General features: G+C 66.6%; 23 protein-coding genes and 1 tRNA gene. 16 read left to right on the top strand and 8 right to left on the bottom strand.

Features of this window, described 5'->3' with window-relative positions; translation table 11 throughout:
* Positions 1-71 precede the first annotated feature (71 nt).
* Complete coding sequence (locus MSP7336_RS16035; protein ID WP_083080113.1) at positions 72-1,271, top strand: acyl-CoA dehydrogenase family protein; 1,200 nt, start codon at positions 72-74, stop codon at positions 1,269-1,271.
* A gap of 142 nt (positions 1,272-1,413) precedes the next feature.
* On the opposite strand, the gene MSP7336_RS16040 is transcribed toward MSP7336_RS16035, so the two are convergent.
* Positions 1,414-2,133: a creatininase family protein gene (locus MSP7336_RS16040; protein WP_083080114.1), complete on the bottom strand. Its 720-nt coding sequence runs from the start codon at positions 2,131-2,133 to the stop codon at positions 1,414-1,416.
* The gene (locus MSP7336_RS16045; protein WP_244917477.1) at positions 2,130-3,398 is read right to left on the bottom strand and encodes a hypothetical protein; all 1,269 of its coding nucleotides are present in this window, start codon (positions 3,396-3,398) and stop codon (positions 2,130-2,132) included. The genes MSP7336_RS16040 and MSP7336_RS16045 overlap by 4 nt, the downstream gene beginning before the upstream one ends.
* 104 nt (positions 3,399-3,502) lie before the next feature.
* Here MSP7336_RS16045 and MSP7336_RS16050 point away from each other — a divergent pair, with 104 nt between their 5' ends.
* The 4 genes from MSP7336_RS16050 (at position 3,503) to MSP7336_RS16065 (ending at position 8,743) form a co-directional block, all read left to right on the top strand.
* A complete protein-coding gene (locus MSP7336_RS16050; protein ID WP_083080115.1) occupies positions 3,503-3,841 on the top strand; it encodes an SCO3933 family regulatory protein in 339 nt (112 codons plus the stop codon).
* A 91-nt stretch (positions 3,842-3,932) separates the two neighbouring features.
* Positions 3,933-5,345 carry an FtsK/SpoIIIE domain-containing protein gene (locus MSP7336_RS16055; RefSeq protein ID WP_083080117.1) on the top strand — a complete coding sequence of 471 codons (1,413 nt, stop codon included), beginning with the start codon at positions 3,933-3,935 and terminating at the stop codon, positions 5,343-5,345.
* An 86-nt stretch (positions 5,346-5,431) separates the two neighbouring features.
* Positions 5,432-6,916 carry a replication initiator gene (locus tag MSP7336_RS16060; protein ID WP_234808194.1) on the top strand — a complete coding sequence of 495 codons (1,485 nt, stop codon included), beginning with the start codon at positions 5,432-5,434 and terminating at the stop codon, positions 6,914-6,916.
* Positions 6,917-7,102: 186 nt separating this feature from the next.
* Positions 7,103-8,743, top strand: a complete 1,641-nt coding sequence (locus MSP7336_RS16065) for a recombinase family protein (protein ID WP_083080120.1) — start codon at positions 7,103-7,105, stop codon at positions 8,741-8,743.
* On the opposite strand, the gene MSP7336_RS16070 is transcribed toward MSP7336_RS16065, so the two are convergent.
* A tRNA-Leu gene (locus MSP7336_RS16070) sits at positions 8,725-8,810 on the bottom strand. The two genes, MSP7336_RS16065 and MSP7336_RS16070, sit on opposite strands and share 19 nt — an antisense overlap.
* Positions 8,811-8,903: 93 nt before the next feature.
* On the opposite strand from MSP7336_RS16070, the gene MSP7336_RS16075 reads away from it, so the two are divergent.
* On the top strand, positions 8,904-10,247 hold the full coding sequence (locus MSP7336_RS16075; RefSeq protein WP_181786778.1) for a M20/M25/M40 family metallo-hydrolase: 1,344 nt from the start codon (positions 8,904-8,906) through the stop codon (positions 10,245-10,247).
* A 42-nt stretch (positions 10,248-10,289) separates the two neighbouring features.
* Here the strand turns inward: MSP7336_RS16075 and MSP7336_RS16080 are convergent, their stop codons facing one another.
* The gene (locus tag MSP7336_RS16080) at positions 10,290-11,516 is read right to left on the bottom strand and encodes an IS110 family RNA-guided transposase (RefSeq protein WP_181786972.1); all 1,227 of its coding nucleotides are present in this window, start codon (positions 11,514-11,516) and stop codon (positions 10,290-10,292) included.
* Between the two features lie 370 nt (positions 11,517-11,886).
* Here MSP7336_RS16080 and MSP7336_RS16085 point away from each other — a divergent pair, with 370 nt between their 5' ends.
* A complete protein-coding gene (locus tag MSP7336_RS16085; protein WP_069398128.1) occupies positions 11,887-12,417 on the top strand; it encodes a YbhB/YbcL family Raf kinase inhibitor-like protein in 531 nt (176 codons plus the stop codon).
* On the opposite strand, the gene MSP7336_RS16090 is transcribed toward MSP7336_RS16085, so the two are convergent.
* Genes MSP7336_RS16090 through MSP7336_RS16100 form a run of 3 tightly spaced genes read right to left on the bottom strand, consistent with a single transcriptional unit; the run spans position 12,414 to position 14,793 of the window.
* Complete coding sequence (locus tag MSP7336_RS16090; RefSeq protein ID WP_113964113.1) at positions 12,414-13,481, bottom strand: quinone-dependent dihydroorotate dehydrogenase; 1,068 nt, start codon at positions 13,479-13,481, stop codon at positions 12,414-12,416. The genes MSP7336_RS16085 and MSP7336_RS16090 overlap by 4 nt on opposite strands.
* On the bottom strand, positions 13,478-13,735 hold the full coding sequence (locus MSP7336_RS16095) for a DUF5703 family protein (RefSeq protein ID WP_113964114.1): 258 nt from the start codon (positions 13,733-13,735) through the stop codon (positions 13,478-13,480). Before MSP7336_RS16095 ends, MSP7336_RS16090 begins: the two co-directional genes overlap by 4 nt.
* Positions 13,732-14,793, bottom strand: a complete 1,062-nt coding sequence (locus MSP7336_RS16100) for an SMP-30/gluconolactonase/LRE family protein (protein WP_244917478.1) — start codon at positions 14,791-14,793, stop codon at positions 13,732-13,734. The genes MSP7336_RS16095 and MSP7336_RS16100 overlap by 4 nt, the downstream gene beginning before the upstream one ends.
* Before the next feature lie 97 nt (positions 14,794-14,890).
* Between MSP7336_RS16100 and MSP7336_RS16105 the strand changes: the two genes are divergently transcribed.
* The 9 genes from MSP7336_RS16105 to MSP7336_RS16150 all read left to right on the top strand — a co-directional run bounded on the left by MSP7336_RS16105 (position 14,891) and on the right by MSP7336_RS16150 (position 22,309).
* Entirely contained in the window at positions 14,891-15,202 is a 312-nt protein-coding gene (locus tag MSP7336_RS16105) for a hypothetical protein (protein ID WP_069398125.1), read from the top strand.
* A gap of 60 nt (positions 15,203-15,262) precedes the next feature.
* On the top strand, positions 15,263-16,093 hold the full coding sequence (locus MSP7336_RS16110; protein WP_113964958.1) for an undecaprenyl-diphosphate phosphatase: 831 nt from the start codon (positions 15,263-15,265) through the stop codon (positions 16,091-16,093).
* Between the two features lie 46 nt (positions 16,094-16,139).
* On the top strand, positions 16,140-16,832 hold the full coding sequence (locus MSP7336_RS16115) for a histidine phosphatase family protein (protein WP_069398123.1): 693 nt from the start codon (positions 16,140-16,142) through the stop codon (positions 16,830-16,832).
* A 43-nt stretch (positions 16,833-16,875) separates the two neighbouring features.
* Positions 16,876-17,463: a DUF3090 domain-containing protein gene (locus MSP7336_RS16120; protein WP_069398122.1), complete on the top strand. Its 588-nt coding sequence runs from the start codon at positions 16,876-16,878 to the stop codon at positions 17,461-17,463.
* Positions 17,447-18,262, top strand: coding sequence for an SCO1664 family protein (locus MSP7336_RS16125; RefSeq protein WP_276001931.1), 816 nt, complete (start codon positions 17,447-17,449; stop codon positions 18,260-18,262). The genes MSP7336_RS16120 and MSP7336_RS16125 overlap by 17 nt, the downstream gene beginning before the upstream one ends.
* Positions 18,263-18,335: 73 nt before the next feature.
* Complete coding sequence (locus MSP7336_RS16130) at positions 18,336-19,112, top strand: 3'(2'),5'-bisphosphate nucleotidase CysQ (RefSeq protein WP_113964115.1); 777 nt, start codon at positions 18,336-18,338, stop codon at positions 19,110-19,112.
* A gap of 23 nt (positions 19,113-19,135) precedes the next feature.
* Positions 19,136-20,374, top strand: a complete 1,239-nt coding sequence (gene mshC / locus MSP7336_RS16135) for a cysteine--1-D-myo-inosityl 2-amino-2-deoxy-alpha-D-glucopyranoside ligase (RefSeq protein ID WP_069398119.1) — start codon at positions 19,136-19,138, stop codon at positions 20,372-20,374.
* Positions 20,374-21,252: an SDR family oxidoreductase gene (locus MSP7336_RS16140; protein WP_113964116.1), complete on the top strand. Its 879-nt coding sequence runs from the start codon at positions 20,374-20,376 to the stop codon at positions 21,250-21,252. The genes mshC and MSP7336_RS16140 overlap by 1 nt, the downstream gene beginning before the upstream one ends.
* A 154-nt stretch (positions 21,253-21,406) precedes the next feature.
* Positions 21,407-22,309, top strand: coding sequence for an SDR family oxidoreductase (locus tag MSP7336_RS16150; RefSeq protein ID WP_069398117.1), 903 nt, complete (start codon positions 21,407-21,409; stop codon positions 22,307-22,309).
* On the opposite strand, the gene MSP7336_RS16155 is transcribed toward MSP7336_RS16150, so the two are convergent.
* Entirely contained in the window at positions 22,306-23,244 is a 939-nt protein-coding gene (locus tag MSP7336_RS16155; RefSeq protein WP_372507610.1) for a PAC2 family protein, read from the bottom strand. The genes MSP7336_RS16150 and MSP7336_RS16155 overlap by 4 nt on opposite strands.
* Positions 23,245-23,253 lie beyond the last annotated feature (9 nt).

A 23,253-nucleotide genomic window follows, 5' to 3' on the forward strand; every position in this document is an offset into this window, starting at 1 on the left:
CTTGCCCATCCTGAGGACGGCAAGCGTCAGCCACCTTGTAATCAATCCATCAAATTCTCGCGGAGGCTGAGATGACGGACGCAGGCACGACCACGGCATGCGAGGATGGGGCAGCTCGTTTCGTTGTCGCCCCGAAGGTGTGGACTACGCCGGAGCGACGAGCGCTGAGTCAAATGGCGCGGTCTTTCGTCGAACGTGAAATCGCGCCGAAGCTAGCGGAATGGGAGCGGGTGGGTGAGATCCCGCGCGACCTGCACCTCAATGCTGCCGAGGTCGGGCTTCTCGGAATCGGGTTCCCGGAAGAAGTCGGCGGCAGCGGCGGCAACGCGATTGACTCTGCACTGGTCACTGAGGCCATCCTGGCCGCAGGTGGGTCCACTGGCGTCTGCGCCGCCTTGTTCACCCATGGCATTGCCCTTCCCCACATTGCCGCCAATGGCTCCGAAGTCCTGATTGAACGATATGTCCGTCCGACGCTCGCAGGAAAGATGATCGGCTCGCTGGGCGTTACCGAGCCTGGGGCAGGCTCAGATGTCGCGAATTTGCGCACACGCGCAGTGCGCGATGGCGACACCTACGTGGTCAACGGAGCAAAGACGTTCATCACCAGCGGAGTTCGGGCGGACTTCGTTACTACGGCGGTACGCACCGGCGGACCGGGTTACGGGGGAGTTTCATTGCTCGTGATCGACAAGAATTCGTCTGGATTTGAAGTGTCCCGCCGGTTGGACAAGATGGGGTGGCGATGTAGCGACACCGCCGAGTTGTCTTTCGTCGACGTTCGCGTACCGGCTGAGAACCTGGTGGGGGCAGAGAACAGCGGGTTTTTGCAGATCATGCAGCAATTTCAGGCTGAACGGCTCGGCATCGCTGTCCAGGCGTACGCGACGGCGGATAGGGCTCTCGATCTCGCCAAGAGTTGGGCGCGGGAGCGTGAAACGTTCGGTAGACCGTTGACGGGGCGCCAGGTCATTCGCCATAAGCTTGCCGAGATGGCTCGACAGGTCGACGTGGCGTGCACCTACACCCGTGCGGTCATGCAGAGGTGGCTAGCAGGGGAGGATGTCGTTGCCGAGGTGTCGATGGCCAAGAACACCGCTGTGTATGCGTGCGACTACGTGGTCAACGAGGCGGTTCAGATCTTCGGTGGGATGGGCTACATGCGTGAGTCTGAGATCGAGAGACACTATCGAGACTGCCGGATTCTCGGAATAGGCGGCGGCACCAACGAAATCATGAACGAGATCATCGCCAAGCGTATCGGACTCTAGTTACTTGATACCAGTAAAGAAAGTTCTCACGAGCTGGGTCCACGGTGGCTGCTGGTGGGCGTCGGCGGTCTTGAGCTGGGGTGTTGCGGGGCGGCGGACGGGAGCGCCAGCGGACGGTAGCCGCCCCGCCCGGCTGCTTGGCTTATTGGCCGGTGAGGAGTCCGATCAGCGTGGCGGCGTTGCGGCCGAGGTGGTCGAGGGCTTGGCTGCCTTTGGTTTCGGTGGCTTGTGATGGGTAGCCGATGACGCCGGTGGGCGTGTAGGCGTGGATGCCGATGGTGGTCAGGTAGCGGCGGTCGGTGGCGGTGTGGTCGCTGGTCTGCCAGCCTTCGCGTAGGTAGTCGGGGTCGGTGGCGAGCAAGATGGAGGTCTCCAGTTCCCCGGCGTGCATGTCGTCGTGGCTGCTGCTATGGATGCCTGCGGCGGTTCGGGCCTCGGCCCAGTCTTCGCGGCTGGGGTAGAGCCCGACGTTGATGGGGGCCTTGGGCTGGTTGGCCTGCTGGACGACGTTGGTCAGTACAGCGTTGCCGCCGTGGCCGTTCACGATGATCAATCCGGCGGTGTTTTGTTGTGACAGTGATTCGATGATGTCAGCGACGATCGCGGCGAGGGTGGTGGCGCTGATGCTCACGGTGCCGGAGTAGGCCACGTGTTCGTGAGAGCAGCCGAATGTAACCGGCGGTAACTGAAACACTTTGTGGTGCTGACTGATTGACGATGCGATAGCACTGGCGATGAGCGTGTCGGTGCCGAGCGGAAGGTAGGGGCCGTGTTGCTCGAATGAGCCGACCGGCAGCACCGCGATAGAGCGGGCAGTTGCGGGGTCTGTGCTGGTGGTGTCGGGAATGACTCGACGGCTCATGCGATGACTCCTTGGGTGGCGTTTTTGATACGGCCGGCGAGCTGTTGCAGGATCGGGTCCTTGTTTCGTCGTCGTCGGCGGTCGCGCACGAGTGTGCCCGCCTTGGCCAGATGAAGTCTGGCCCGCTGCGAGGGTGCCGCGAGGTAGCCCGGGATCGCCGTGTCGGTGAGGGCCAGTGCTTGCTGGTATTCGCCGGTGGCGATATAGGCGTGCAGGAGCCGCATGTCGGCCACGGTCTGATCGCGGTACTGGTGTGCGGTCCAGGCGTGATGGTGTCCGGCGAGCAGGGCGACGGCCTTGTCGGGGTCATCAATGCGGAGGTAGCCGAAGGCGATCTCGCTGGCGACGTAGGCGGCGTGGGCGTAGATCGCATGATCATGAGGATGGGGTTGCAGATCGCCGAGTTCGAGGGCAGCGGCGGCACGGCGATGAAATTCTCGCTCATTCTGGTTAAACAGCTCAGCTAGGGCCTGTTGGCGGGCGATACTGGCGGCCAGGCGACCCACGTCGCGCCCGTCGATCAGTTCGGCGGCCTCAGCAGCCAAGACGGCGGCCAGGTCGGGGTCGCTGCGGGTCAGGATGTTGGACTGGCGCATCAGGATCATGGCGTTGAATGCTGGGCCGGCTGTGCGCAGGTGCAGGGCAGCGGTGTGGGTGAGTTTCTCTGCGGCGGCGTGATCACCGACATCTTGGGCGATCCATCCAGCGACCTCGGCGGTAGCCCCGGCAGCATGCCGCATCTCGGTCTTGATCTGCGAAGGTGCGTGCGCAATCAGGGATTCGATCGTGGCAAGGTCGGATTCCACCAGGGGGCGGGCGTGCTGAGGGCCGAAGGTGTGCTCGACTTCGATATGGGCTTGTTGCCGGGACTCGATGACAGCGAGTACGTCGCGGTTGACAGGAAGTCGCACCAGCAGCGGGTGCGGCAATGCGGTGGCGATGGGCACGCTGAACAACTCGTCGGGTTCGACGCCGAACACCGCGGCGAGGTCTTCACGCCACATCGGGCCGAGCATCCCGGTTCGCTCGATCTGGGCGATCTTTTGTCGTAGGGACTCCCGTTCGGGTAGGTCGGCATCGCCACGTAGCTTGCGGACGTTTTCAACCTCGATTGCCAACTCACGCAGGCTGTAGCCGTAGCGTTTCCGGGCCGCGCTGAGCCGCTGCGCATTGAGTGCGCGGATCGGGTCGGCTGCGGCCATGGTGTCGATCATGCCGCATACATCGGCGCAGGTCAGCCAGGTTTGCGCGTTTGCGGTTATCACTGTTATCACTGCCCGTCACTTCCAGAAGCATCGCCGGTAGCGCTGTCCTTGATCCGCGGATGAACACGCCCGCGTGAGAACAACAAAGGAAGGACAGCACCGAGATGAAACTGAAAATCGATACGACCGGCGTGACGTTCCTGTGCACCCGGATTCCGGAGCAGCGCACCAATTTCGACACCGGTACGCCACGCATCGATAAGGCAACTGGTCAAGCGTTGTGGCAGGTGCAGTTGATCGCCCTGGACGCCACCGGCGGCGAGGTGCTCGCCGTCACTGTGGTCGGGGAGCCGAAGCTCACGGTCGGACAGCCGGTCGCGGTGTCGGGTCTGGTCGCGCTGCCGTGGTCGCAGGACGGCCGCTCCGGCATCGCGTACCGCGCCGAAACCATCACCGCCGCCGACCCGGCCGCGGCGGCCAAGCCGGCCCAGCCGCCCCGGTAACCAAGGCCTGGCCCGGCAAGCAACCGCAGCAGCGCGCGCTTGCCGGGTCAGCGCCCCCATCATCTTCCCGCCGTAGCGAAAGCAGATCCCCATGTCCAATACCCCAAACCGTAAGAACCACAACACTAATCAAACAGACGATGACTGGATCGGCGAGCTGATCTGGGCAGGAGTCAAAGCCACCGGACAGTTGCTGTGGTGGGCGATCCTGTTCCCCGCCCTGAGCATCCCCGCCGTTGCGGCGATCTGGGTCGGTGTTGGCCACGGCGCCCGCGCCGGGTTAGGGATTGCTCTCGCGGCGGTCGCGGCATATATCGGCTGGGCTGTGCTGGAACCGGCATCATTCACTCGGTGGGTGAGCGCACCGCTGCGGCACCGCTGGCTGGCGTGGTGGCGCTATCACCGCACCTGGGAATCGGTGTGCGCTCTGCACGGTTTGACCGCCAAACACGGCGAGCGCACCCTGGTACCGGCCGTCATCTCGGCGCGCATCGGCCATCACGCTGACGCCCTGACCGTGAAGGTCGTGACCGGCCAATGCCTCACCGACTGGCAGAAACGCGGTCCGGCGTTGGCGGCGGCGTGGCGGGCCGAGCGGTTGACAATCCGGGCCACCACGCCGGGGCAGGTGCGGATCATCATCGGTCGCGGTGATGTACTCGGCCAACCGATCGCGTTGTCCATGCCGCGCCTTGCGATCCCCGTTGATCTGGGCGCGGTGCGGGTCGGCATCACCGAAGCCCGCGCCTGGTGGCGCCTACCCGTGTTGGGTCAGCACCTCCTAGTTGCCGGTGCCACCGGGGCTGGGAAGGGCTCGGTGTTGTGGTCGCTGATTGCCGGACTAGCGCCCGAGGTCAAGTCCGGCCGGGTCAGGTTGTGCGTGATCGACCCGAAAGGCGGCATGGAACTCGGCGCTGGCGCAGCGCTGTTCACCCGGTTCTGTCACCACACCGGTGAACCCGTGGTGGTGCTGCTGCACGAGCTGGTGGAGCTGATGCAGGCACGCGCCAACCGGCTGCGTGGACACACTCGCCTGCACAACCCCACGCCCAGCGAGCCGCTGATCGTGTTGATCGTTGACGAGATCGCCGCACTGACCGCCTATGTCACCGACCGCAAACTGCGCACCGAGATCGAGCAGCTGCTGGGGCTGTTGTTGTCGCAGGGTCGTGCGGTCGGGATTTCGGTGGTGGCGGCGGTGCAGGACCCGGCCAAAGACACCCTGCCGGTGCGGCAGTTGTTCACGGTGCGGATCGGGTTGCGCATGACTGAGGCCACCCAGACCACGATGGTGCTCGGCCAGGGGGCTCGTGATGCTGGTGCCGAATGCGATCTGATTGCTGATGCCACCCCCGGGGTCGGGTACGTGATGATCGACGGCACCGCTGAGCCGGTGCGGGTGCGCGCCTTTCACGTCACTGACCGCGACATCGCCGGCTTGGCCCGCACCTTTCGGGCGCCGCGCACGGGCGGTGAGCATTCGCAGGGCCGGGAACCACAGTGAGTGCTCCAGCCGACGGTGTGGGCGGATCGGTGGTCTCGCTGCCGGGCCTGCCCACCACCACCGACTCCGCACGGGTGATCACCCAGATGGTTCGGCGCGCATCCTCTGCGGGTTTCGAGATGTGGTGGCGGCGTGTCGAATCGGTGGGATGCTGTGCTCACCCGATTCAGCTGGTCGGCGCTGGCTCTATTGGGCGCCGGCAGGTGGTGTGGACACGGTGCAACAACCGCCGAGCCAGCGTCTGCCCGTCATGCTCGGACCTGTACGCCCGTGACACCTGGCAGCTGGTGCACGCCGGTGCCGCCGGCGGCCACCACAACATGCCCGCCGAGGTCGCCGCTCGCCCACAGGTGTTCGCCACCTTGACCGCGCCGAGCTACGGCACGGTGCACCACGCCACCGGCGCGCGTTGCCGCCCCACATCGACGAGTCCAGGAAGCCGCTGTATTCATGGGAATCCAGTGCGGTGCAACCTAACCCATTCCGTCGGTGATCCAATAGTGGGCCAGCCGTTATGCGGCCAGTGCTACGACTACGTCGGGCATGTTCTCTTTACCTGGCATCTGCCCGAGCTGTGGCGCCGTTTCACCATCGCATTGCGGCGCGCCGTAGCAGCACAGTTGAGAGCACGTGGGATGGACCGGGGCTCGGTACGCGTGAGTTTCGTCAAGGTCGTCGAACTGCAAGCCCGTGCCATCCCGCACATCCATGCCCTGATCCGCCTCGACCCACCGTCAGCACCCACCACCCAGAGTGACCAGAACCATTACGGCCCCGCCGCCACCTGTGGCGGTGGGGAGCCCCGTTCGGGTGCCGGACCCCGCGGCTGGGTATCGCCGATCACCGCGGGCGAGCTGGCCACGCTGATTCAGAGTGCTGCGCGCCAGATCCGTGTTGACGTTCTCGCCCTCGATGGCGACGTACGCGAGCTGCGGTTCGGCACCCAGATCGACGCCCAACCGCTCAGCGGCGAAGCAATGGCCGAACCGGTCGGCGCAGCGCCGACAGCTCGCTTGTCGCCGCGCCGGGTGGCGGCATACCTGGCCAAATACGTCACCAAATCCCTGCAGGACTTCGGTATCACCGCCCGGCGACTCTCGACGGAAGCGATCGCCACCCTCGACGTCAGCGAACACGTCCGGTCGATCTTGACCACCATCGCCGAACTCGCCGAACGTGTTGAGCCGATGGCCGGAATTGGGCGATGGCTGCACACGCTGGGCTATCGCGGACACATCACCACCAAATCGCGGCACTACTCGACCACCATGGGCGCCCTGCGCGCCGCACGTGCGACCTGGACGAGCAAGAAAAACGCCAAACCGATTGAACACCAGGTTCATACGTGGCCAATCGGGCGTGACGTCCCTACAACGGAGGCGCAGGCCAGCCTGGATGCTGACGAGGTGCTCTGGAAGTTCAACCACGCCGGACACACCAGTGCGGGGGAGCGCACCCTCGTCTACTCCGCGGCCCTCCAACGCATCCACACCCGGCGCATTGGATTGGTGGAAGCCCGTCGTCAAGTCCGCGACCAGCATGGAGATCCGCCAGGGGGACACGATGGCTGACGGTTCCCAAACAGCACATCCTCACTCCGAGTACAACGGTCGCAGCGATGCGCCGACGATGTCAGAGGGAGGTGTTGAAATTGTCGTACCAGAGAGCTATTGCCTTCCGCATGAGGCCAACCGCGCGCTGGTGCGCGTCATAATGGCCGTGCGGGACCGGATGCTCGGATCAGACAGGGGAGTCGCGTGAGCCTGAGGTTCGCCTTCTACGGCCGAGTGAGCACGGAAGACGCTCAAGATCCGGAGGCGAGCCGTAGCTGGCAGAAGCGGCGCGCCACGGACCTAATCGGTCCGCACGGCGGAGTCCTTGTCACTGATTACTTCGATGTGGGGCAGAGCCGCTCGCTGCCGTGGAAGCGCAGGCCAGAGGCATCACGGCTGCTTGCCGATGTCGCCGGTCGTGACCGTGGCTTCGATGCCGTCGTGATCGGGGAACCCGCTCGGGCGTTCTACGGTCCGCAGTTCGCGCTGACTTTCCCGGTGCTCACGCACTACGGAGTCGGCCTGTGGGTGCCCGAGGTCGGTGGCGCGGTCGATCCCGGTTCTGAGGCGCACGACCTGGTGATGACTCTGTTCGGTGGCATGAGCAAGGGTGAGCGCGCTCGAATCCAGATGCGCGTGCGCACCGCGATGTCGACACTGGCGCAGGACACGACCAGATATCTCGGTGGTCGACCGCCGTACGGTTACCGGCTCGTTGATGCCGGCCCGCACCCGAACCCTGCCAAGGCAAGTCTTGGGCAGCGGCTGCACCGTCTTGAACCGGACCCCGCGACGGCGCCGGTCGTCGAGCGGATCTACCGCATGTACGCCGACGGCGCGGGCCTGCGCTACATTGCGCAGCGGCTCACCGACGACGGTGTGCCGTCTCCGAGCCAATACGACCCGGCACGCAATCGCCACCGTGACCCGCGAGGCTGGTCTCATTCGGCGATCCGCGCCATCCTCGACAACCCGACCTATCTCGGTGTGCGCGTGTGGGGCAAGCAGGAGAAATACGAAGTCCTGGTCAATCCTGACGATGTCGCTGCGGGGTATGAGACACGGATGCGGTGGCGCGATCAGGCTGCCTGGGTCGTGCCGGACCGCCGCACTCATGAAGCGCTGATCACCGACGAACTGGCGCAGGCCGTTCGTCTTCGCACCCAGACCCGGCGTGGTCCCGGCCTGGTGTGCAGCAGGGAATCGACGGTGCCGTATGCGCTTCGCGGAATCCTGTTCTGCGCTGTGTGTGGACGGCGGATGCAGGGCGCCGCTCGCGGCGGGAAGCAAGCAACACGCATCCTGTACCGATGTGAACTGGGTAAGTCGCGTTCTGTACCTGTAGACCTGACTGATCACCCGCGCACGGTCTACCTGCGTGAGGACGCGGTGACACCCCGACTCGACCAATGGATCGCCAGCCTGGCCGATCCAGAAGACCTGGCCCGCGGACAGGAAGTCGACCCGGGAGCCGGCAACGCCGCCTTGCTGCGCCAACTCAGCGAAGCGAACAGCAAGGTTGCCGCTTTGATTGCCGCCGTGGAGTCCGGCGTGGCTGTCGAAGATCTCACCGAAGCGTTGCGCCGCCGTAGCGCCGAGCGCGACGAACTGAAGGCGCGCCTGGAACGAGTCGAGCAACCTCGCGCCATGTCTGCTGCACAGATCACCGAATTGGTGCAGGAGTTGGGTGGGCTGGCAGCGGTGCTCGGTGAAGCAACCGGGCCGGAGCGTGCTCAGGTGTACGCAAGCCTGGGCCTACGTCTTGATTACGATCCCCACCTGCGACAAGTCAAGGCGACGGCCGACTTAAGTCGTGTCGCCGGATGTGTCCGAGGGGGGACTTGAACCCCCACGCCCATCAATAGGGCACTAGCACCTCAAGCTAGCGCGTCTGCCATTCCGCCACTCGGACCGAATCTGATTTGGCAGCTAAGGCTATCGGATCTCCCACAGCGGACCCAAACCGAAGTCGAACGGGCCAATTGTCGTCCAGGTGGTAGGAAAGGTGACTGTGACGGTGCCAACCGAGACTTCTGCCGACGATGTGGTGAGCGTGGTCAGCAGGTTGATCCGGTTCGACACCAGCAACACCGGTGAACTCGAGACCACCAAGGGCGAGGCCGAGTGTGCCCAGTGGATCGCGGCCCAGCTCGAAGAGGTCGGCTATCAGGTCACCTACCTCGAGTCCGGCGCGCCGGGCCGCGGCAACGTATTTGCCCGGCTGCCGGGCGCGGACAGTTCGCGGGGGGCCCTGCTGGTCCACGGCCACCTCGATGTGGTGCCCGCCGAGCCGACGGATTGGAGCGTGCACCCGTTCTCCGGGGCGATCGAAGACGGCTACGTGTGGGGGCGTGGCGCCGTCGACATGAAAGACATGGTGGGCATGATGATCGTGGTGGCGCGCCATTTTCGCCGCGCTGGGATCGTGCCGCCCCGCGACTTGGTATTCGCCTTTCTCGCCGATGAGGAACACGGCGGCAAATTCGGCGCGCAGTGGCTGGTGGACAATCGCCCCGAGCTGTTCGAGGGCGTCACCGAGGCGGTCGGTGAGGTCGGCGGATTCTCGCTGACGGTGCCGCGGCGCGACGGCGGTGAGCGCCGGCTCTACCTGATCGAGACCGCGGAGAAGGGCCTGCAGTGGATGCGGCTGACCGCGCGGGGGCGGGCCGGGCACGGCTCGATGGTGCACGATCACAACGCCGTCACGGTGCTCGCCGAGGCGGTGGCGCGGCTGGGCCGGCACCGCTTCCCGCTGGTATTGACCGAAACCGTGGTCCAGTTCCTGACGGCGGTGGGTGAGGAGACCGGGCATGTCTTCGACATCGCGTCGCCTGACATCGAGGGCGCCATCGACAAGCTGGGCCCCGTTGCCCGCATCGTGAAAGCCACGCTGCGCGACACCGCCAATCCGACCATGCTCAAGGCCGGTTACAAAGCCAACGTTGTCCCGGCCGTCGCCGAGGCGATGGTGGACTGCCGCGTGCTGCCAGGACGCCAAGCGGCGTTCGAGGCTGAGGTCGACGAGCTGATCGGACCCGACCTGAGCCGGGAGTGGATGACCTCGTTACCCTCTTACGAGACCCATTTCGGCGGCGACCTGGTCGACGCCATGAACTCCGCACTGCTGGCGGTGGACCCGGATGCGCGGACCGTGCCCTATATGCTTTCCGGCGGCACAGATGCGAAAGCCTTCGCGCGGTTGGGAATTCGCTGCTTCGGCTTCACCCCGCTGCGGTTGCCGCCGGAACTGGATTTCACTGCACTGTTCCATGGCGTCGACGAGCGCGTGCCCGTCGAGGCGCTGAAGTTCGGCACCGAAGTGATGTCGCACTTTTTGACCCACTGCTAGCGACAAGACTGCGATAAGAAAGACATCTCACGAAGTTAAGAGTCAAGCCGCGAGCGAGAGAGGAGGTGGAAACGCCAGGTGTTCGTTGTAGAGCCGGCCGGTCTGCAGGCAGTGGTGGAGTTGGCCGAGGAACTTGTTGAACAGGTGCCGTTGGGCTTGGTGGTTCCAGTCTCCGGCGGCGCGGCGGGCATCGTAGTGGCGGCGCGCGCCCGGCGAGGCGCGCAGCGATCCCAGTGCCCAGATCGGGCCGACGGCGGCCAGTCGCCGGTTCTTGATGTGGCGATGCAGGACAACGGTTTTCTTGCCGCTGGCGCGGGTGATGGGGGCGGATCCGGCGAAGGCTTTGAGTCCGCGGGCATCAGCGAAGCGGGTTCGGTCATCGCCGATCTCGGCGAGCACCCGGGCGCCGGCCAACATCCCCAGGCCGGGGAAGCTGGTGATGATCTTGGCGTCCGGGTGTTGCTCAAAATGGGCGATCGCCGCCTCGGCCAGCTCGTCGGCCGCGGTGCAGGCGGCCTCGAGTTGGCGCAACAACGCCGCCAGTTGGATGCCCATCGCGTTTTCCACGGCCGGCGGTTGGTGCAGGTAGGTGTCGGTGAACACGGCGCGCAACCGCTCGATATCGCGGTCGAGATGGCGTCGGCGGCCAGCTTTGGTCAGCAGTCGGCGCAGCCGGGCGGGAGTCAGCGTCGCCGCCTGCGTTGGGGTCGGCGCAGCGGCCAAGATGGTGCGGGCGTCGGCGCGGGCCAGTCCACCCTCGGGCAGCCCGGCGAACGCGGCGATGGCGGCCGGGTAGAAGTCTTTGAGCAGGTCGCGGATCTGGTTGCCGATCTGCTGACGCGCCCAAACCGCATCTTGCTGGGCGCGGGCGAGCACCCGGATGGCTTGGGCCAGCTCGGTGTCGGCGGGCAGCGGTCGGTGCGCGGCGGCATCGGTGCGCACGATATTGGCCAGCAGCACCGCATCGGTGGCATCGGATTTGGCCCCCGACACTGCATGCCGTGCCCGGTACCGCGAGGCCGCCAGTGGGTTGATCGGGTAGATCACCCGGCCGGTTTCGCGCAGCGCGGCCACCCACAGTCCGCGATCGGTTTCGATCCCCACCGGGATTGGATGCGCGGCGCTGTCACCGGCCTCAGCCAGCAGCGTCAACAGAGCCGCGAACCCGGCCGCATCATTGCTGACCCGTCCGCGGGCCACCACACGCCCGTCGTCGTCGATGACGGCGACATCGTGATGTTCAGTGGCCCAATCAATTCCACAAAACAAGCCCAAGGTGTCATCACTCCTTCGATCGATGGTTATGCCGTCACCGGTGGACTCACGCGGCGCCCTAATCGCGGGACTCTTAGGTCCGTCATCTCACTAGCCGTCCGTGACTCCAGCTCACCGCAGGACCTCGTTCTATCGAAGAGCTCAAGGCTCGGGAAACACAGTCGGGAGGTCAACCCTGCGGTGGGCTCGGGCAACGGCATCCCACCACCACCGGAGGTGATCTGCCGTCAGGCGCGCCGTTCTTTCTCTAGACGTCGAGCGTCGGGACAAACCAGGCATCACCTGACAGCAGACCAACCAGGAAACAGACCCTGGTCGCCACCACGACCAGCAATCCATCCCTACTAAACGATTAGGACTGACCATGAGCACACCGCCCGACCCGTACGCGAGGCTGCCCAAGCTGCCGTCGTTTCGTTTGCGCTCGGATTCCATTACCGATGGGCAGCCGCTGGCCACCGCACAGATCAGCGGGATCATGGGCGCCGGCGGCCAGGATGCCAGTCCCCACTTGAGCTGGTCGGGCTTCCCCGAAAACACCCGCAGCTTCGCCGTCACGGTCTACGACCCCGACGCGCCGACGCTGTCCGGCTTTTGGCACTGGGCGGTGGCCAACCTGCCGGCCGATGTCACCGAGTTGCCCGAAAATGCCGGTGATGGCCGCGAATTGCCCGGTGGGGCACTGACCCTGGTCAACGATGCCGGTTTGCGCCGCTACGTCGGCGCCGCCCCGCCGAAGGGCCACGGGCCGCACCGTTACTACGTCGCCGTGCATGCGGTCGACGTCGACAAGCTCGATATCGGCGAAAACGCCAGCCCGGCATTTCTCGGGTTCAACCTTTTCCAGCACGCGATCGCCCGGGCCGTTATCCACGGCACCTACGAGCAGCGTTAACCAGCCGCCGAGCCGACAGCGTCGCTCAGCGACGCGAACCCGCCGTCATGCAGCCGACGGGCGACGCCGTCGTGAATGTGCTTGGCCCACAAGCCCCCGCCGTAGATGAAGCCGGTATAGCCCTGGATCAGCGACGCGCCCGCGGTGATGCGCTCCCACGCATCGTCGGCGGTCTCGATACCCCCGACGCTGATCAGCACGAGCCGATCACCGACCCGCGCGTAAAGCCGGCGCAGCACTTCGACGGACCGGCGTGCCAGCGGCGGCCCCGAGATCCCGCCGGGGCCGAGCGTGTCGACACCAGGGGTGGCCAGTCCGTCGCGGCACACCGTGGTGTTGGTGGCGACGATGCCGGCCAGGCCCAGCTCGACGGCCAGGTCGGCGACGGAGTCGATATCGGAGTCGGCCAGGTCCGGCGCGATCTTCACCAGCACCGGCGTGGCGGTTTCGGCGAGCACCGCCGACAGGATCGGGCGCAGCGACTCGACGGCCTGCAGGTCCCGCAGCCCGGGAGTGTTGGGTGAGCTGACGTTGACCACCAGATACGACGCCAGCGGTCCGACCAGACGGGCGCTGAGCCGGTAGTCCTCGGCGGCGTTTTCGGGTGGCACCGTCTTGGTCTTGCCGATGTTGACGCCGATCGGCACGTCGGCGTGCCGTCGCCTCAGCCGGGCGGCCAGCGCAGCGGCGCCGGCGTTGTTGAAGCCCATCCGGTTGAGCAGGGCACGATCCGCGGGCAGCCGGAACAACCGCGGCGCGGGGTTGCCGGGCTGCGGTGCGGCGGTCACTGTGCCGACCTCGGCGTACCCGAAGCCCAGCGCACCCCAGGTCGCCAATCCGAGTCCGTCCTTGTCGAATCCCGCGGCCAGGCCGAGCGGACCGGGGAAGCGGACCCCGAACACCGTACTGGCCAGCAGCGGGTCGGTGGGCGCCAGCCGCCGGCGCAATTGGCGGCGCAGCACGGGCGAGGCGGTGGCCGAGCGCAGCGCCGCGAACACCAGCCGGTGGACGCGCTCCGGTGGCAGCGCGAACAGCACGCGGCGAAGCGCGCCGTACCCCGTCACAATTCCGGCTGGTCGGTCCACTCGGCGCTGTTGACACGAGACTTCTTGCGACGCAACAAAACTCGCCTACTACCGTCTGTGTAAAGCCGCACCCGGGTCAGTTCCCAGCCGCGGTATTCGGCTTCGATCGACAGCCGGGTCGACGCGCTGAGCCTGGTCACCTCCGGCGGCAGGCGCAGCGGCGCCCACTCGTATTCGTCGGACATCTCGGTGTCCCACCCTGCGGGCAATCGGCCGCGCCGCGCCGCGGTCAACGCGGCCCCGCAGCGTGCTCGATGACCTGGACTCCCGCGCCCAGGCCCGCCACGACGTACAACGTGTCTGTCACGTCGTCGAACGCCAGCGAGTTGGGTTGCCGCACGGTTGGGTAACGCACCCTTTCCACGGGGATTCCGGTGGACAGATCGTAACCAATCACCATATTCGCCGCCGTCTGCGACACCCAGGTGAGCCCACGCGACCCGGCCAGGCCGTAGGGCGCATCCCGCACCGGGTAGGCCTGGCGCAAGATCAGCGGGTCGGTGCCGTACACCAGTAGCTGGCCGCCGCGAGTATCGGCGACCAGCACCCGGCCCAACGGATCGGCGGCCATGCTGGCGGCGCCCTGGCCCGCGCGCAGCGCCTGCCCGACGGTGCCGTCCGCGCCGATCGCGGTCACCGAGGTCTGGGCTCGATCCAGAACGACGACGGTATTGCCTTGTGCGGCAAGGGAATCGACGTGAACGGCAATCTTGGCGCGGTTGACGACACCGGTCCCCGGCGAGAGCGTATAGACCGCGCCATCGGCGGTGCCCAATACCACCGCGCCGTCGGCGCGCCGGGCGATCGCGGTGAAGTCGGCGTCGCGTGCGCCGTCGACATCCACCCGCGAGACCGCGCCCGCGGCCAGATCGACGACGAAATAGCCGCCGCGCCCGGCCAGGTACGCGGTGCCGTCGCCGGTTCCGGTCAGCGCGGTTGCCGGCCCGGGCACTGCAACGGCTCTCGGCGGTGTTTGCTCGCGCTGTAGCAAATACACCGTGGCGGGGGCCTCAGGCTGGGCACCGGGCGTCAGCACGACCAGTTGCTGGGTGCGCTGATCGAAGGTCGCAGCCCGCGCAGGTTTTGCCAACGGCCGTACCGTACCCGCCGGGCTGGCGGTCACCGGCGGCGACGCGGCCGGCTGGGCGGGCTGGATGGTGGGCGGCGCCGCGTCGAGCTTGGTGGACGTGCACCCGGTCACCACCGTCAGCGAAAGCAGCAGGCCAGCGACGCGTCGGTAAATTGCGGGTTTACAAAATCGCGACAAGGGGTAACTTTCCGTACGTGTCATGGGCGGCCGAATCGGAGTCCGATTCTAGGGATCGTCGGCGGATAAGGCCTCGGCCCAACGCAGATGCCACGTTTTACCGGAAAGGTATGGTCGCTGCATGACCGTCGCTGAAGACCGTCAGTTCGCCGAGTCCGAGTTCGTCATCGAGGAGATGTGGAACGGGGTTTCCCCGGCCAAAGCCTTTGCCAGTGGGTTCGGCCAAGTCGGCGATGGTCGCAGTTTCGCATTCCGAGTCGAGCGTCGATGGCTCCTGGTGGAGATCTACCGGCCGCGGTTGAGCGGGCCGGTTCCGCAGCCCGAAGACGTGGTCGCATCATCGCGGCGAAGCCTGGTCGACATCGACATCACCGACGAGCGCAGCCTCGCCGCTGCCGTGCGTGACGCGGTCGCGGCAGCCCAGCCGGTCTGACCCGTCCCGTAGCGCGCGGCCGCACCGGGTACGGTCGTCGTCGTGACGGCGGCCTCGGCGATGTCTTGGTGGCAGGTCGTCGATTTGGCGGTGGTCCAGGGTCTGACTGAGTTTCTGCCGGTGTCGTCGTCGGGGCACTTGGCGGTGGTGTCGCGGCTGTTGTTCGGCGGGGATGCCGGCGCGTCGTTCACCGCCGTCACCCAGCTTGGTACCGAGCTTGCCGTGCTGGTCTACTTCGCCCGCGATATCGTGCGCATCATCAAAGCTTGGATCAATGGGCTGGTGGTAACCGCCCACCGCAACGCCGATTACCGGCTGGGCTGGTATGTCGTGATCGGCACCATCCCCATCTGCGTGCTCGGCGTGGTGTTCACCGACCAGATCCGCTCCGGGGCGCGCAACTTATGGGTGGTGGCCAGCGCACTGGTGGTGTTCTCGGCGGTGATCGCGCTTGCCGAGCATTTCGGGCGCCAGACCCGTCGCATCGACCAGCTCAGCTGGCGCGACGCGATCACGGTGGGCATCGCCCAGACGCTGGCGCTGATACCTGGGGTTTCCCGCTCGGGGGCCACCATCAGCGCCGGGCTTTTCCTCGGACTCGAGCGCGAACTGGCCGCCCGGTTCGGCTTCTTGCTGGCCATCCCGGCGGTGTTCGCCTCCGGCTTGTTCTCGCTACCGGACGCGTTCCATCCGGCGCGGGAAGGGATGAGCGCCACCGGACCCCAGTTGCTGGTGGCCACCGTCATCGCGTTCGTCGTGGGGTTGACCGCAGTCGCCTGGTTTTTGCGATTCCTGGTGCGCCACAACATGTACTGGTTTGTCGGCTACCGGGTGATCGCCGGAGTGGTTGTGCTCGGCCTGCTGGCCACCGGAACGGTGAGCGCCAGATGACCGCCGGTGACGATGCAGAGCGGAGCGATGCTGAGGAGCGGCGCATATGACCGTCATCCTGTTGCGCCATGGGCGCTCGACCTCCAATACCGCGCATGTTCTGGCCGGTCGGTCCGAGGGCGTCGACCTCGACGACAAAGGCCGCGGGCAAGCCGCCGAATTGATCGAGCGGATCGGAGACTTGGCGATCCAGGCGGTGGTTTGTTCGCCCCTGCTGCGTTGCCGGCGCACCGTCGAACCACTCGCCGAAGCGCTGGGCCTGCAAATCCTCATCGACGAAGGCCTCTCCGAAGTCGACTACGGCGAGTGGACCGGCCGCAAGATCTCCGAGCTGACCAAAGAGCCGCTGTGGGCGGTCGTGCAGGCCCATCCGAGCGCGGCGGTGTTCCCCGGCGGCGAGGGCCTGGCCCAGGTGCAGACGCGTGCGGTGGCCGCCGTCCGCGAGCATGATCGGCGACTTGCCGAACAGCACGGCGGCGATGCGCTGTGGCTGGCCTGCACCCACGGCGATGTCATCAAGGCCGTCGTGGCCGATGCGCTCGGCCTGCACCTGGACGGCTTCCAGCGCGTCAGCGCCGACCCGGCCTCGATGAGCGTGATCCGCTACACACCGCTGCGCCCATTCGTGATGCACGTCAACCACACCGGTGTCCGGCTGACGTCCGCGCTGACGGCGCCGGCATCCCCGGACGGTGCCACGCCGGCCGGCGACGCCATCGTCGGTGGCAGCACCGACTAACGTCTTACGGCGCAGCACCGACAGCCGGTATTTTGGAGATGCCATGTCTCGTGCAATCCATGTTTTCCGAACACCGGACCGGTTCGTTGCCGGGACCGTCGGCCAGCCTGGAAACCGCACGTTCTATCTGCAGGCGGTGCACGACTCCCGGGTGGTGTCTGTGGTGCTGGAGAAGCAGCAGGTCGCGGTGCTTGCCGAACGAATCGGCGCGCTGCTGCTCGAGGTCAACCGCAGATTCGGCACCCCGGTCCCGCCGGAACCGAACGAGGTCGAAGACCTCAGTCCGCTGATCACCCCGGTCGACGCCGAATTCCGGGTCGGCACCATGGGCCTGGGTTGGGACTCCGAGGCGCAGACGGTGGTAGTAGAACTGCTGGCCGTCACCGACACCGAGTTCGACGCATCAGTGGTCCTCGACGACACCGAAGAGGGCCCCGACGCGGTGCGGGTGTTCTTGACGCCCGAGTCGGCTCGGCAGTTCGCCGTTCGCTCCAACCGCGTCATCTCCGCGGGCCGGCCACCGTGCCCGTTGTGCGATGAACCGTTGGACCCCGAGGGACACATCTGCGCGCGCACCAACGGCTACCGGCGTAGCGCGTTGCTCGGGTCTGACGATGACGCCGAGGACTGACGCTCGTGAGGTGCTGCGACGCGGCGAGCTGACGGTCCTTGGACGCATCCGCTCGGCGAGCAACGCCACCTTCTTATGCGAATCCGCGCTGGACGGTCGCAGCGTGCACTGCGTCTACAAGCCGGTCGCGGGCGAGCAGCCGCTGTGGGACTTTCCGGACGGCACCTTGGCCGGCCGAGAGCTCGGCGCGTACCTGATTTCGAAGCAGCTGGGCTGGAATATCGTGCCCTACACCATCATTCGGGTCGGACCAGCCGGCCGCGGCATGCTGCAACTGTGGGTTGACCAGCCCGGCGACGTCGGCGACACCGACCGCGAACCCGGCCCGGATCTGGTCGACTTGTTTCCGGCCGCCAAGCCACCGGCGGGTTACCTGCCGGTGCTGCGGGCCTACGACTATGCCGGGGATGAAGTGGTGTTGATGCACGCCGACGACATCCGGCTGTGGCGGATGGCGGTGTTCGACATCTTGGTCAACAACGCCGACCGCAAGGGCGGGCACATCCTGCGGGACATCGACGGGCACGTTTACGGTGTCGACCACGGCGTGTGTCTGCATGCCGAAGACAAGCTGCGCACGGTGTTGTGGGGCTGGGCGGGAAAACCCATCGACGACGAGACGCTGGACGCGGTGGCACGCCTCGCCGACGCGTTGCGGGGACCGCTGTGCGAGGAGCTGGCCGGCCACCTGACCGCCGCCGAAATCGCGGCACTGAGCCGGCGGGCACGCGGACTGCTCGACAACCCCGTCATGCCCAGCCCGGACCGGCACCGCCCCATTCCCTGGCCGGCGTTTTGAGTCTGCGCCACCGTCGGCCCCAACCCGCGGTTTGCGCGGTGGACGCCGAGTGAACGCAGATAGGATCCGTCCGATGACCTCCGAGCTGACCGACGCGGCGCTGGCCGCCGACCTGGCCGCCGAGGCTGGGCGGTTGTTGCTGGCGTTGCGCGACAAGGCCGGGTTCGACGCGCCGTGGCTGCTCGGGGATGCCGGCGACACCAGCGCCAACGCGCTGTTGCTGCGGCGGCTGGCGGCCCAGCGGCCGGCCGATGCGGTGCTGTCGGAGGAGGCCTATGACGACCTGACCCGGCTACGGGCCGATCGGGTGTGGATCATCGACCCGGTGGACGGCACCCGCGAGTTCTCCACACCCGGCAGAGATGACTGGGCCGTGCATGTGGCGTTGTGGCGGCGCGATGGCGGTCCGCACGGTGCCATCACCGACGCCGCGGTCGCCTTGCCCGCGATGGGGGAGCTCTACCGCAGTGACACGGTCCGCAGAGAAAACCCCCTCACGCCAACCCATTCCGGACCGATCCGGATCACCGCCAGCTCCAGCCGGCCACCGGCGGTGCTGTATTACCTGGCTCAGCGCCTCGACATCGAACTGGTGCGGATCGGTTCGGCGGGGGCCAAGGCGATGTCGGTGGTGCGCGGTGACGCCGACGCCTACATCCACGCCGGCGGGCAGTGGGAGTGGGATTCTGCCGCTCCGGCCGGGGTGGTGCTGGCGGCAGGCCTGCACGCCTCGCGGCTGGACGGTTCCGAGCTGATCTACAACCGGCCCGACCCGTACCTGCCGGATTTCCTGATGTGCCGCCCGGAGCTGGCCGATGTGCTGCTGGGTGCCATTCGGTTGGCCGGCTGACGCAACGCTTTAGAGTCGACGGTATGCAGTCCTGGGCTTTCGCTTCGCCGCCGGCGCTGCCGGGACGCGGCCCGGAGCTGCGGCTCTACGACACCGCCGATCGGCAGGTACGTCCGGTGGCTACCGGTCACACCGCGACCATGTATGTCTGCGGGATCACCCCTTATGACGCCACCCATCTCGGCCATGCCGCCACCTATCTGGCGTTCGATTTGATTCACCGATTGTGGCTGGACCTCGGGCACGACGTGCACTACGTCCAGAACATCACCGACGTCGACGATCCGCTATTCGAGCGCGCCGAACGCGACGGGGTGCCATGGCGCGACCTGGCAGCCCGTGAGGTCGCGTTGTTCCGCGACGACATGGCCGCGCTGCGGGTGCTGCCGCCGCATGAATACGTCTCAGCGACCGAGGCGATCGACGAGGTGGTCGAACTCGTCGAGAAGATGCTGGCCTCCGGGGCCGCTTATGCCGTCGACGACGGCGACTATCCCGACGTGTACTACCACGCCGACGCCACGCTGCAATTCGGCTACGAATCCGGCTACGACCGCGACACCATGCTGCAGTTGTTCGCCGAGCGCGGCGGCGACCCGGACCGGCCCGGCAAGACCGATCCGCTCGACGCGCTGTTGTGGCGTGCCGCGCGGCCGGGGGAGCCCAGTTGGCCGTCGCCATTCGGGCCGGGCCGGCCGGGGTGGCACGTCGAATGCGCCGCGATCGCGCTCAGCCGCATCGGCACCGGCCTGGACATCCAGGGTGGCGGCACGGATTTGATCTTCCCGCATCACGAATTCACCGCGGCGCACGCCGAATGCGTCAGCGGCGAGCGGCGATTCGCCCGCCACTATGTGCATGCCGGGATGATCGCCTGGGAGGGGCACAAGATGTCCAAGAGCCGCGGGAACCTGGTCCTCATCTCGGACTTGCGTGCCCAGGGCGTCGAGCCGATGGCGATCCGGCTGGGCCTGCTGGCCGGCCATTACCGCGCCGACCGGGACTGGGACGCGCGAGTGCTTGAGCAGGCTGTAGCGCGGCTGGATCGCTGGCGCAGCGCGACCGCGCTGTCGGCCGGCCCGGACGCCACCGACACCATCGCGCGGGTTCGCCGCTATCTGGCCGATGATCTGAATACGCCTAAAGCGCTTGCTGCACTTGATGCTTGGGCTACTGACGCGCTCGAGTACGGCGGCCACGACGCGGGCGCGCCGCGGGCCGTGGCAACCGTTGTCGACGCACTGCTAGGAGTGGACCTGTAATGGCATCCGTCGATTCGCAAGTCGTGTTCATCACCGGTGGTGCGGGCGGCATCGGCGCGGAGCTGGCGCGTCGTCTGCACGCCAAGGGCGCCAAACTGGTGCTGACGGATCTGGACCGGGTGCAGCTGGAGACGCTGGCCCGCGAACTGGGCGACGACCGGGTGCTGACCGTCGTCGCCGACGTGCGCGATCTGGCGGCGATGCAGTCCGCCGCCGACGCGGCCGTCGAACGCTTCGGCGGCATCGACACCGTGGTGGCCAACGCCGGCATCATCAGCCACGGATCGGTGTTGCACGTCGACCCCGAGGCTTTCCGCCGCCTGATCGATGTCAACGTGCTCGGGGTATTCCACACGGTGCGGGCCGCGTTGCCTTCGGTGATCGAGCGCCGCGGCTATGTGCTGATCGTGTCGTCGATGGCTGCCTACACCGCCGCTCCCGGACTGGCGCCCTACAACGCCTCCAAGGCCGGCGTGGAGCTTTTCGCCAATGCGTTGCGGCTCGAAGTCGCGCACTTGGGTGTCGCGGTCGGCGCGGCGCACATGTTGTGGATCGACACGCCGATGGTGCAGGACAGCAGAGCCGAGTTCTCGGCGTTCAGCGAGATGCTGAGCAGACTGCCGTTTCCGTTCAACCGCACCACGTCGGTACATACCTGCGCTCAGGCCTTCGTCAAGGGCATCGAGCGGCGCAAGCGTCGCATCAACGTCCCGCGTTGGGTTGCCGCCGCCCGCTGGCTGAAGCCTGTGTTCTCCACCCGAGTGGGTGAGTTACCGGTGCAGCAATTGGTGCCCGAGCTGTTGCCGCGGATCGACGCCGAAGTCGCCGCGTTGGGCCGGTCCGTCAGCTCCCACACCAAGGCCATCGAAAAGCCGTGAGCTGACTGCCGGTGCGCCCCGGCTGGATGCGGCGGTTCCGCCGGGCCCGGCCGGACGCTTTAGGCGCGCCAGCAAAGGGGTATTGCCAAAGCGCTGAAAGTCTTTGGGCGCTAGATGTTTTACTGTGTCGTTAATTTGGGTACGTTGAGCGGCTGTGGGCTCTGTTCGCGACAAAGTCGCATTGATTACCGGCGCTGCCAACGGGATCGGGGCGGAGGTGGCCCGCCGATTGCACGACAAGGGCGCCAGGCTGGTCTTGATAGATCTCGACGAAACCCAACTCATCAAGACGGCCATCTCGTTGGACGACGACCGGGCACTCACTGTCGTGGCCGATGTGCGCGAATTCTCGGCGATGCAAGCCGCCGCCGCTTTGGGCATCGAGCGGTTCGGCGGCATCGACATCGTGATGGCCAACGCCGGGATCACGGCCTACGGGTCGGTGCGCCAGGTCGATCCCGATGCCTTCCGGGCCCTGATCGACATCAACGTCGTCGGCGTCTTCAACACGGTCCGCGCGGCCCTGCCATCGGTGATCGAGCGCGCCGGTTACGTGATGTTCGTTTCCTCGGGCGCCGCATACTTCGCGTACCCGGGCACGGTTCCCTACAGCGCATCGAAAGCGGCGGTGGAGCATTTCGCCAACGTGTTTCGGTTGGAGGTCGCCGACCTGGCTGTCGACGTCGGCTCGGCGCACCTGTCGTGGGTCGACACACCGCTGGTGCGAGACAGCAAGGCGGACCTGTCGACGCTTCGCGACGTCCTTGACGCACTGCCGGCCTCGCTCGGTCAGCCCACGGCGGTGAAAAAATGCGGGGCGGCGCTGGTCCGCGGGATGGAGCGCCGCAAGCGGCACGTCAGCTGCCCGCGATGGGTGGGCTTGTTCCGGTGGCTGAAGCCGCTGTTCACCAGCCGGGTCGGTGAGCGTCAGATCCTCAGAACGGTCCCGCCGAGACTGGCGCGGCTGGACGCGGAGGTCGCGACGCTGGGCCGTTCGGTGAGCGCCCGCACTCAGGCCCTGCAAAAAGGGCTGACCGCGATCACCGACCGGCCTTAGCGCCCGAATCCGGGGCGGCGGCGACGCAGATAGCGCTCGAACTCGGCGGCCAGCGCGTCACCGTCGATCTTGCCCAGTGCCTCGTTCATGTCGACGTCGGCGTCGCCGCGCTGTTCCAGAGCCTGCACATACTCGGCGATCTCGTCGTCCTCGGCTGTCATCTCGGTGACGGCCTGCTCCCACTCCTCGGCCTGGGCCGGCAGGTCGCCCAGCGGTACCTCGATATCGAGCACCTCCTCGACGCGGCGCAGGAGCGCCACCGTCGCCTTCGGGTTGGGCGGCTGCGATACGTAGTGCGGCACCGCCGCCCAGAACGTCACCGCCGGGATCCCGGCGGCCACGCAGGCGTCCTGAAATACCCCGGCGATGCCCGTCGGTCCCTCGTAGCGGGTTTCCTGCAGACCGAACCGGCGCGCGGACTCGGGGGAGTAGGCGGCACCGGACACCGGCACCGGCCGGGTATGCGGCGTGTCGGCCAGCAACGCCCCGAGGATCACCACGGTGTCGACGTTGAGTTTGTCGGCGATCGCCAGCAGCTCGGCGCAGAATGTGCGCCACCGCATGTTGGGTTCCACCCCGTGCATCAACACGATGTCGCGATCACAGCCCGGTGGGCGGCAGTGGGTGATCCGCATCGACGGCCACACAAGTTCGCGGGTGACCCCGTCGACCTGGCGGATCACCGGCCGGTTCACCTGATAGTCGTAGTAGGCCTCGTCGTCGATCTCCACCACGGGCTCGGCCTCCCAGATCGCGTCCAGATGTTCCAGCGCGTCGCTGGCGGCATCGCCCGCGTCGTTCCATCCCTCGAAGGCCGCCACGACGATGGTGTTGTGCAGCTCGGGCAGCACGAGGTGGGGATCCGGCGAGGTCACAAAATCAGCGTACGGCCTGTGCGAAGCTGGCGACGTGGCGATGAAACGACCGAATTTCATAGACCGGCT

Source organism: Mycobacterium shimoidei (assembly GCF_900417275.1).
GTDB classification, from domain to species: domain Bacteria; phylum Actinomycetota; class Actinomycetes; order Mycobacteriales; family Mycobacteriaceae; genus Mycobacterium; species Mycobacterium shimoidei.

What these genes read in the sequence shown, in the direction of transcription:
- MSP7336_RS16040 (WP_083080114.1), bottom strand. Translation starts at nt 2,133, where the DNA reads ATGAGCCGTCGAGTCATTCCCGACACCACCAGCACAGACCCCGCAACT.
- mshC (WP_069398119.1), top strand. Translation starts at nt 19,136, where the DNA reads ATGCAGTCCTGGGCTTTCGCTTCGCCGCCGGCGCTGCCGGGACGCGGC.
- MSP7336_RS16105 (WP_069398125.1), top strand. Translation starts at nt 14,891, where the DNA reads ATGACCGTCGCTGAAGACCGTCAGTTCGCCGAGTCCGAGTTCGTCATC.
- MSP7336_RS16055 (WP_083080117.1), top strand. Translation starts at nt 3,933, where the DNA reads ATGTCCAATACCCCAAACCGTAAGAACCACAACACTAATCAAACAGAC.
- MSP7336_RS16110 (WP_113964958.1), top strand. Translation starts at nt 15,263, where the DNA reads ATGTCTTGGTGGCAGGTCGTCGATTTGGCGGTGGTCCAGGGTCTGACT.
- MSP7336_RS16035 (WP_083080113.1), top strand. Translation starts at nt 72, where the DNA reads ATGACGGACGCAGGCACGACCACGGCATGCGAGGATGGGGCAGCTCGT.
- MSP7336_RS16115 (WP_069398123.1), top strand. Translation starts at nt 16,140, where the DNA reads ATGACCGTCATCCTGTTGCGCCATGGGCGCTCGACCTCCAATACCGCG.
- MSP7336_RS16155 (WP_372507610.1), bottom strand. Translation starts at nt 23,244, where the DNA reads ATGAAATTCGGTCGTTTCATCGCCACGTCGCCAGCTTCGCACAGGCCG.
- MSP7336_RS16100 (WP_244917478.1), bottom strand. Translation starts at nt 14,793, where the DNA reads ATGACACGTACGGAAAGTTACCCCTTGTCGCGATTTTGTAAACCCGCA.
- MSP7336_RS16130 (WP_113964115.1), top strand. Translation starts at nt 18,336, where the DNA reads ATGACCTCCGAGCTGACCGACGCGGCGCTGGCCGCCGACCTGGCCGCC.
- MSP7336_RS16120 (WP_069398122.1), top strand. Translation starts at nt 16,876, where the DNA reads ATGTCTCGTGCAATCCATGTTTTCCGAACACCGGACCGGTTCGTTGCC.
- MSP7336_RS16050 (WP_083080115.1), top strand. Translation starts at nt 3,503, where the DNA reads ATGAAACTGAAAATCGATACGACCGGCGTGACGTTCCTGTGCACCCGG.
- MSP7336_RS16140 (WP_113964116.1), top strand. Translation starts at nt 20,374, where the DNA reads ATGGCATCCGTCGATTCGCAAGTCGTGTTCATCACCGGTGGTGCGGGC.
- MSP7336_RS16060 (WP_234808194.1), top strand. Translation starts at nt 5,432, where the DNA reads ATGGTTCGGCGCGCATCCTCTGCGGGTTTCGAGATGTGGTGGCGGCGT.
- MSP7336_RS16125 (WP_276001931.1), top strand. Translation starts at nt 17,447, where the DNA reads ATGACGCCGAGGACTGACGCTCGTGAGGTGCTGCGACGCGGCGAGCTG.
- MSP7336_RS16085 (WP_069398128.1), top strand. Translation starts at nt 11,887, where the DNA reads ATGAGCACACCGCCCGACCCGTACGCGAGGCTGCCCAAGCTGCCGTCG.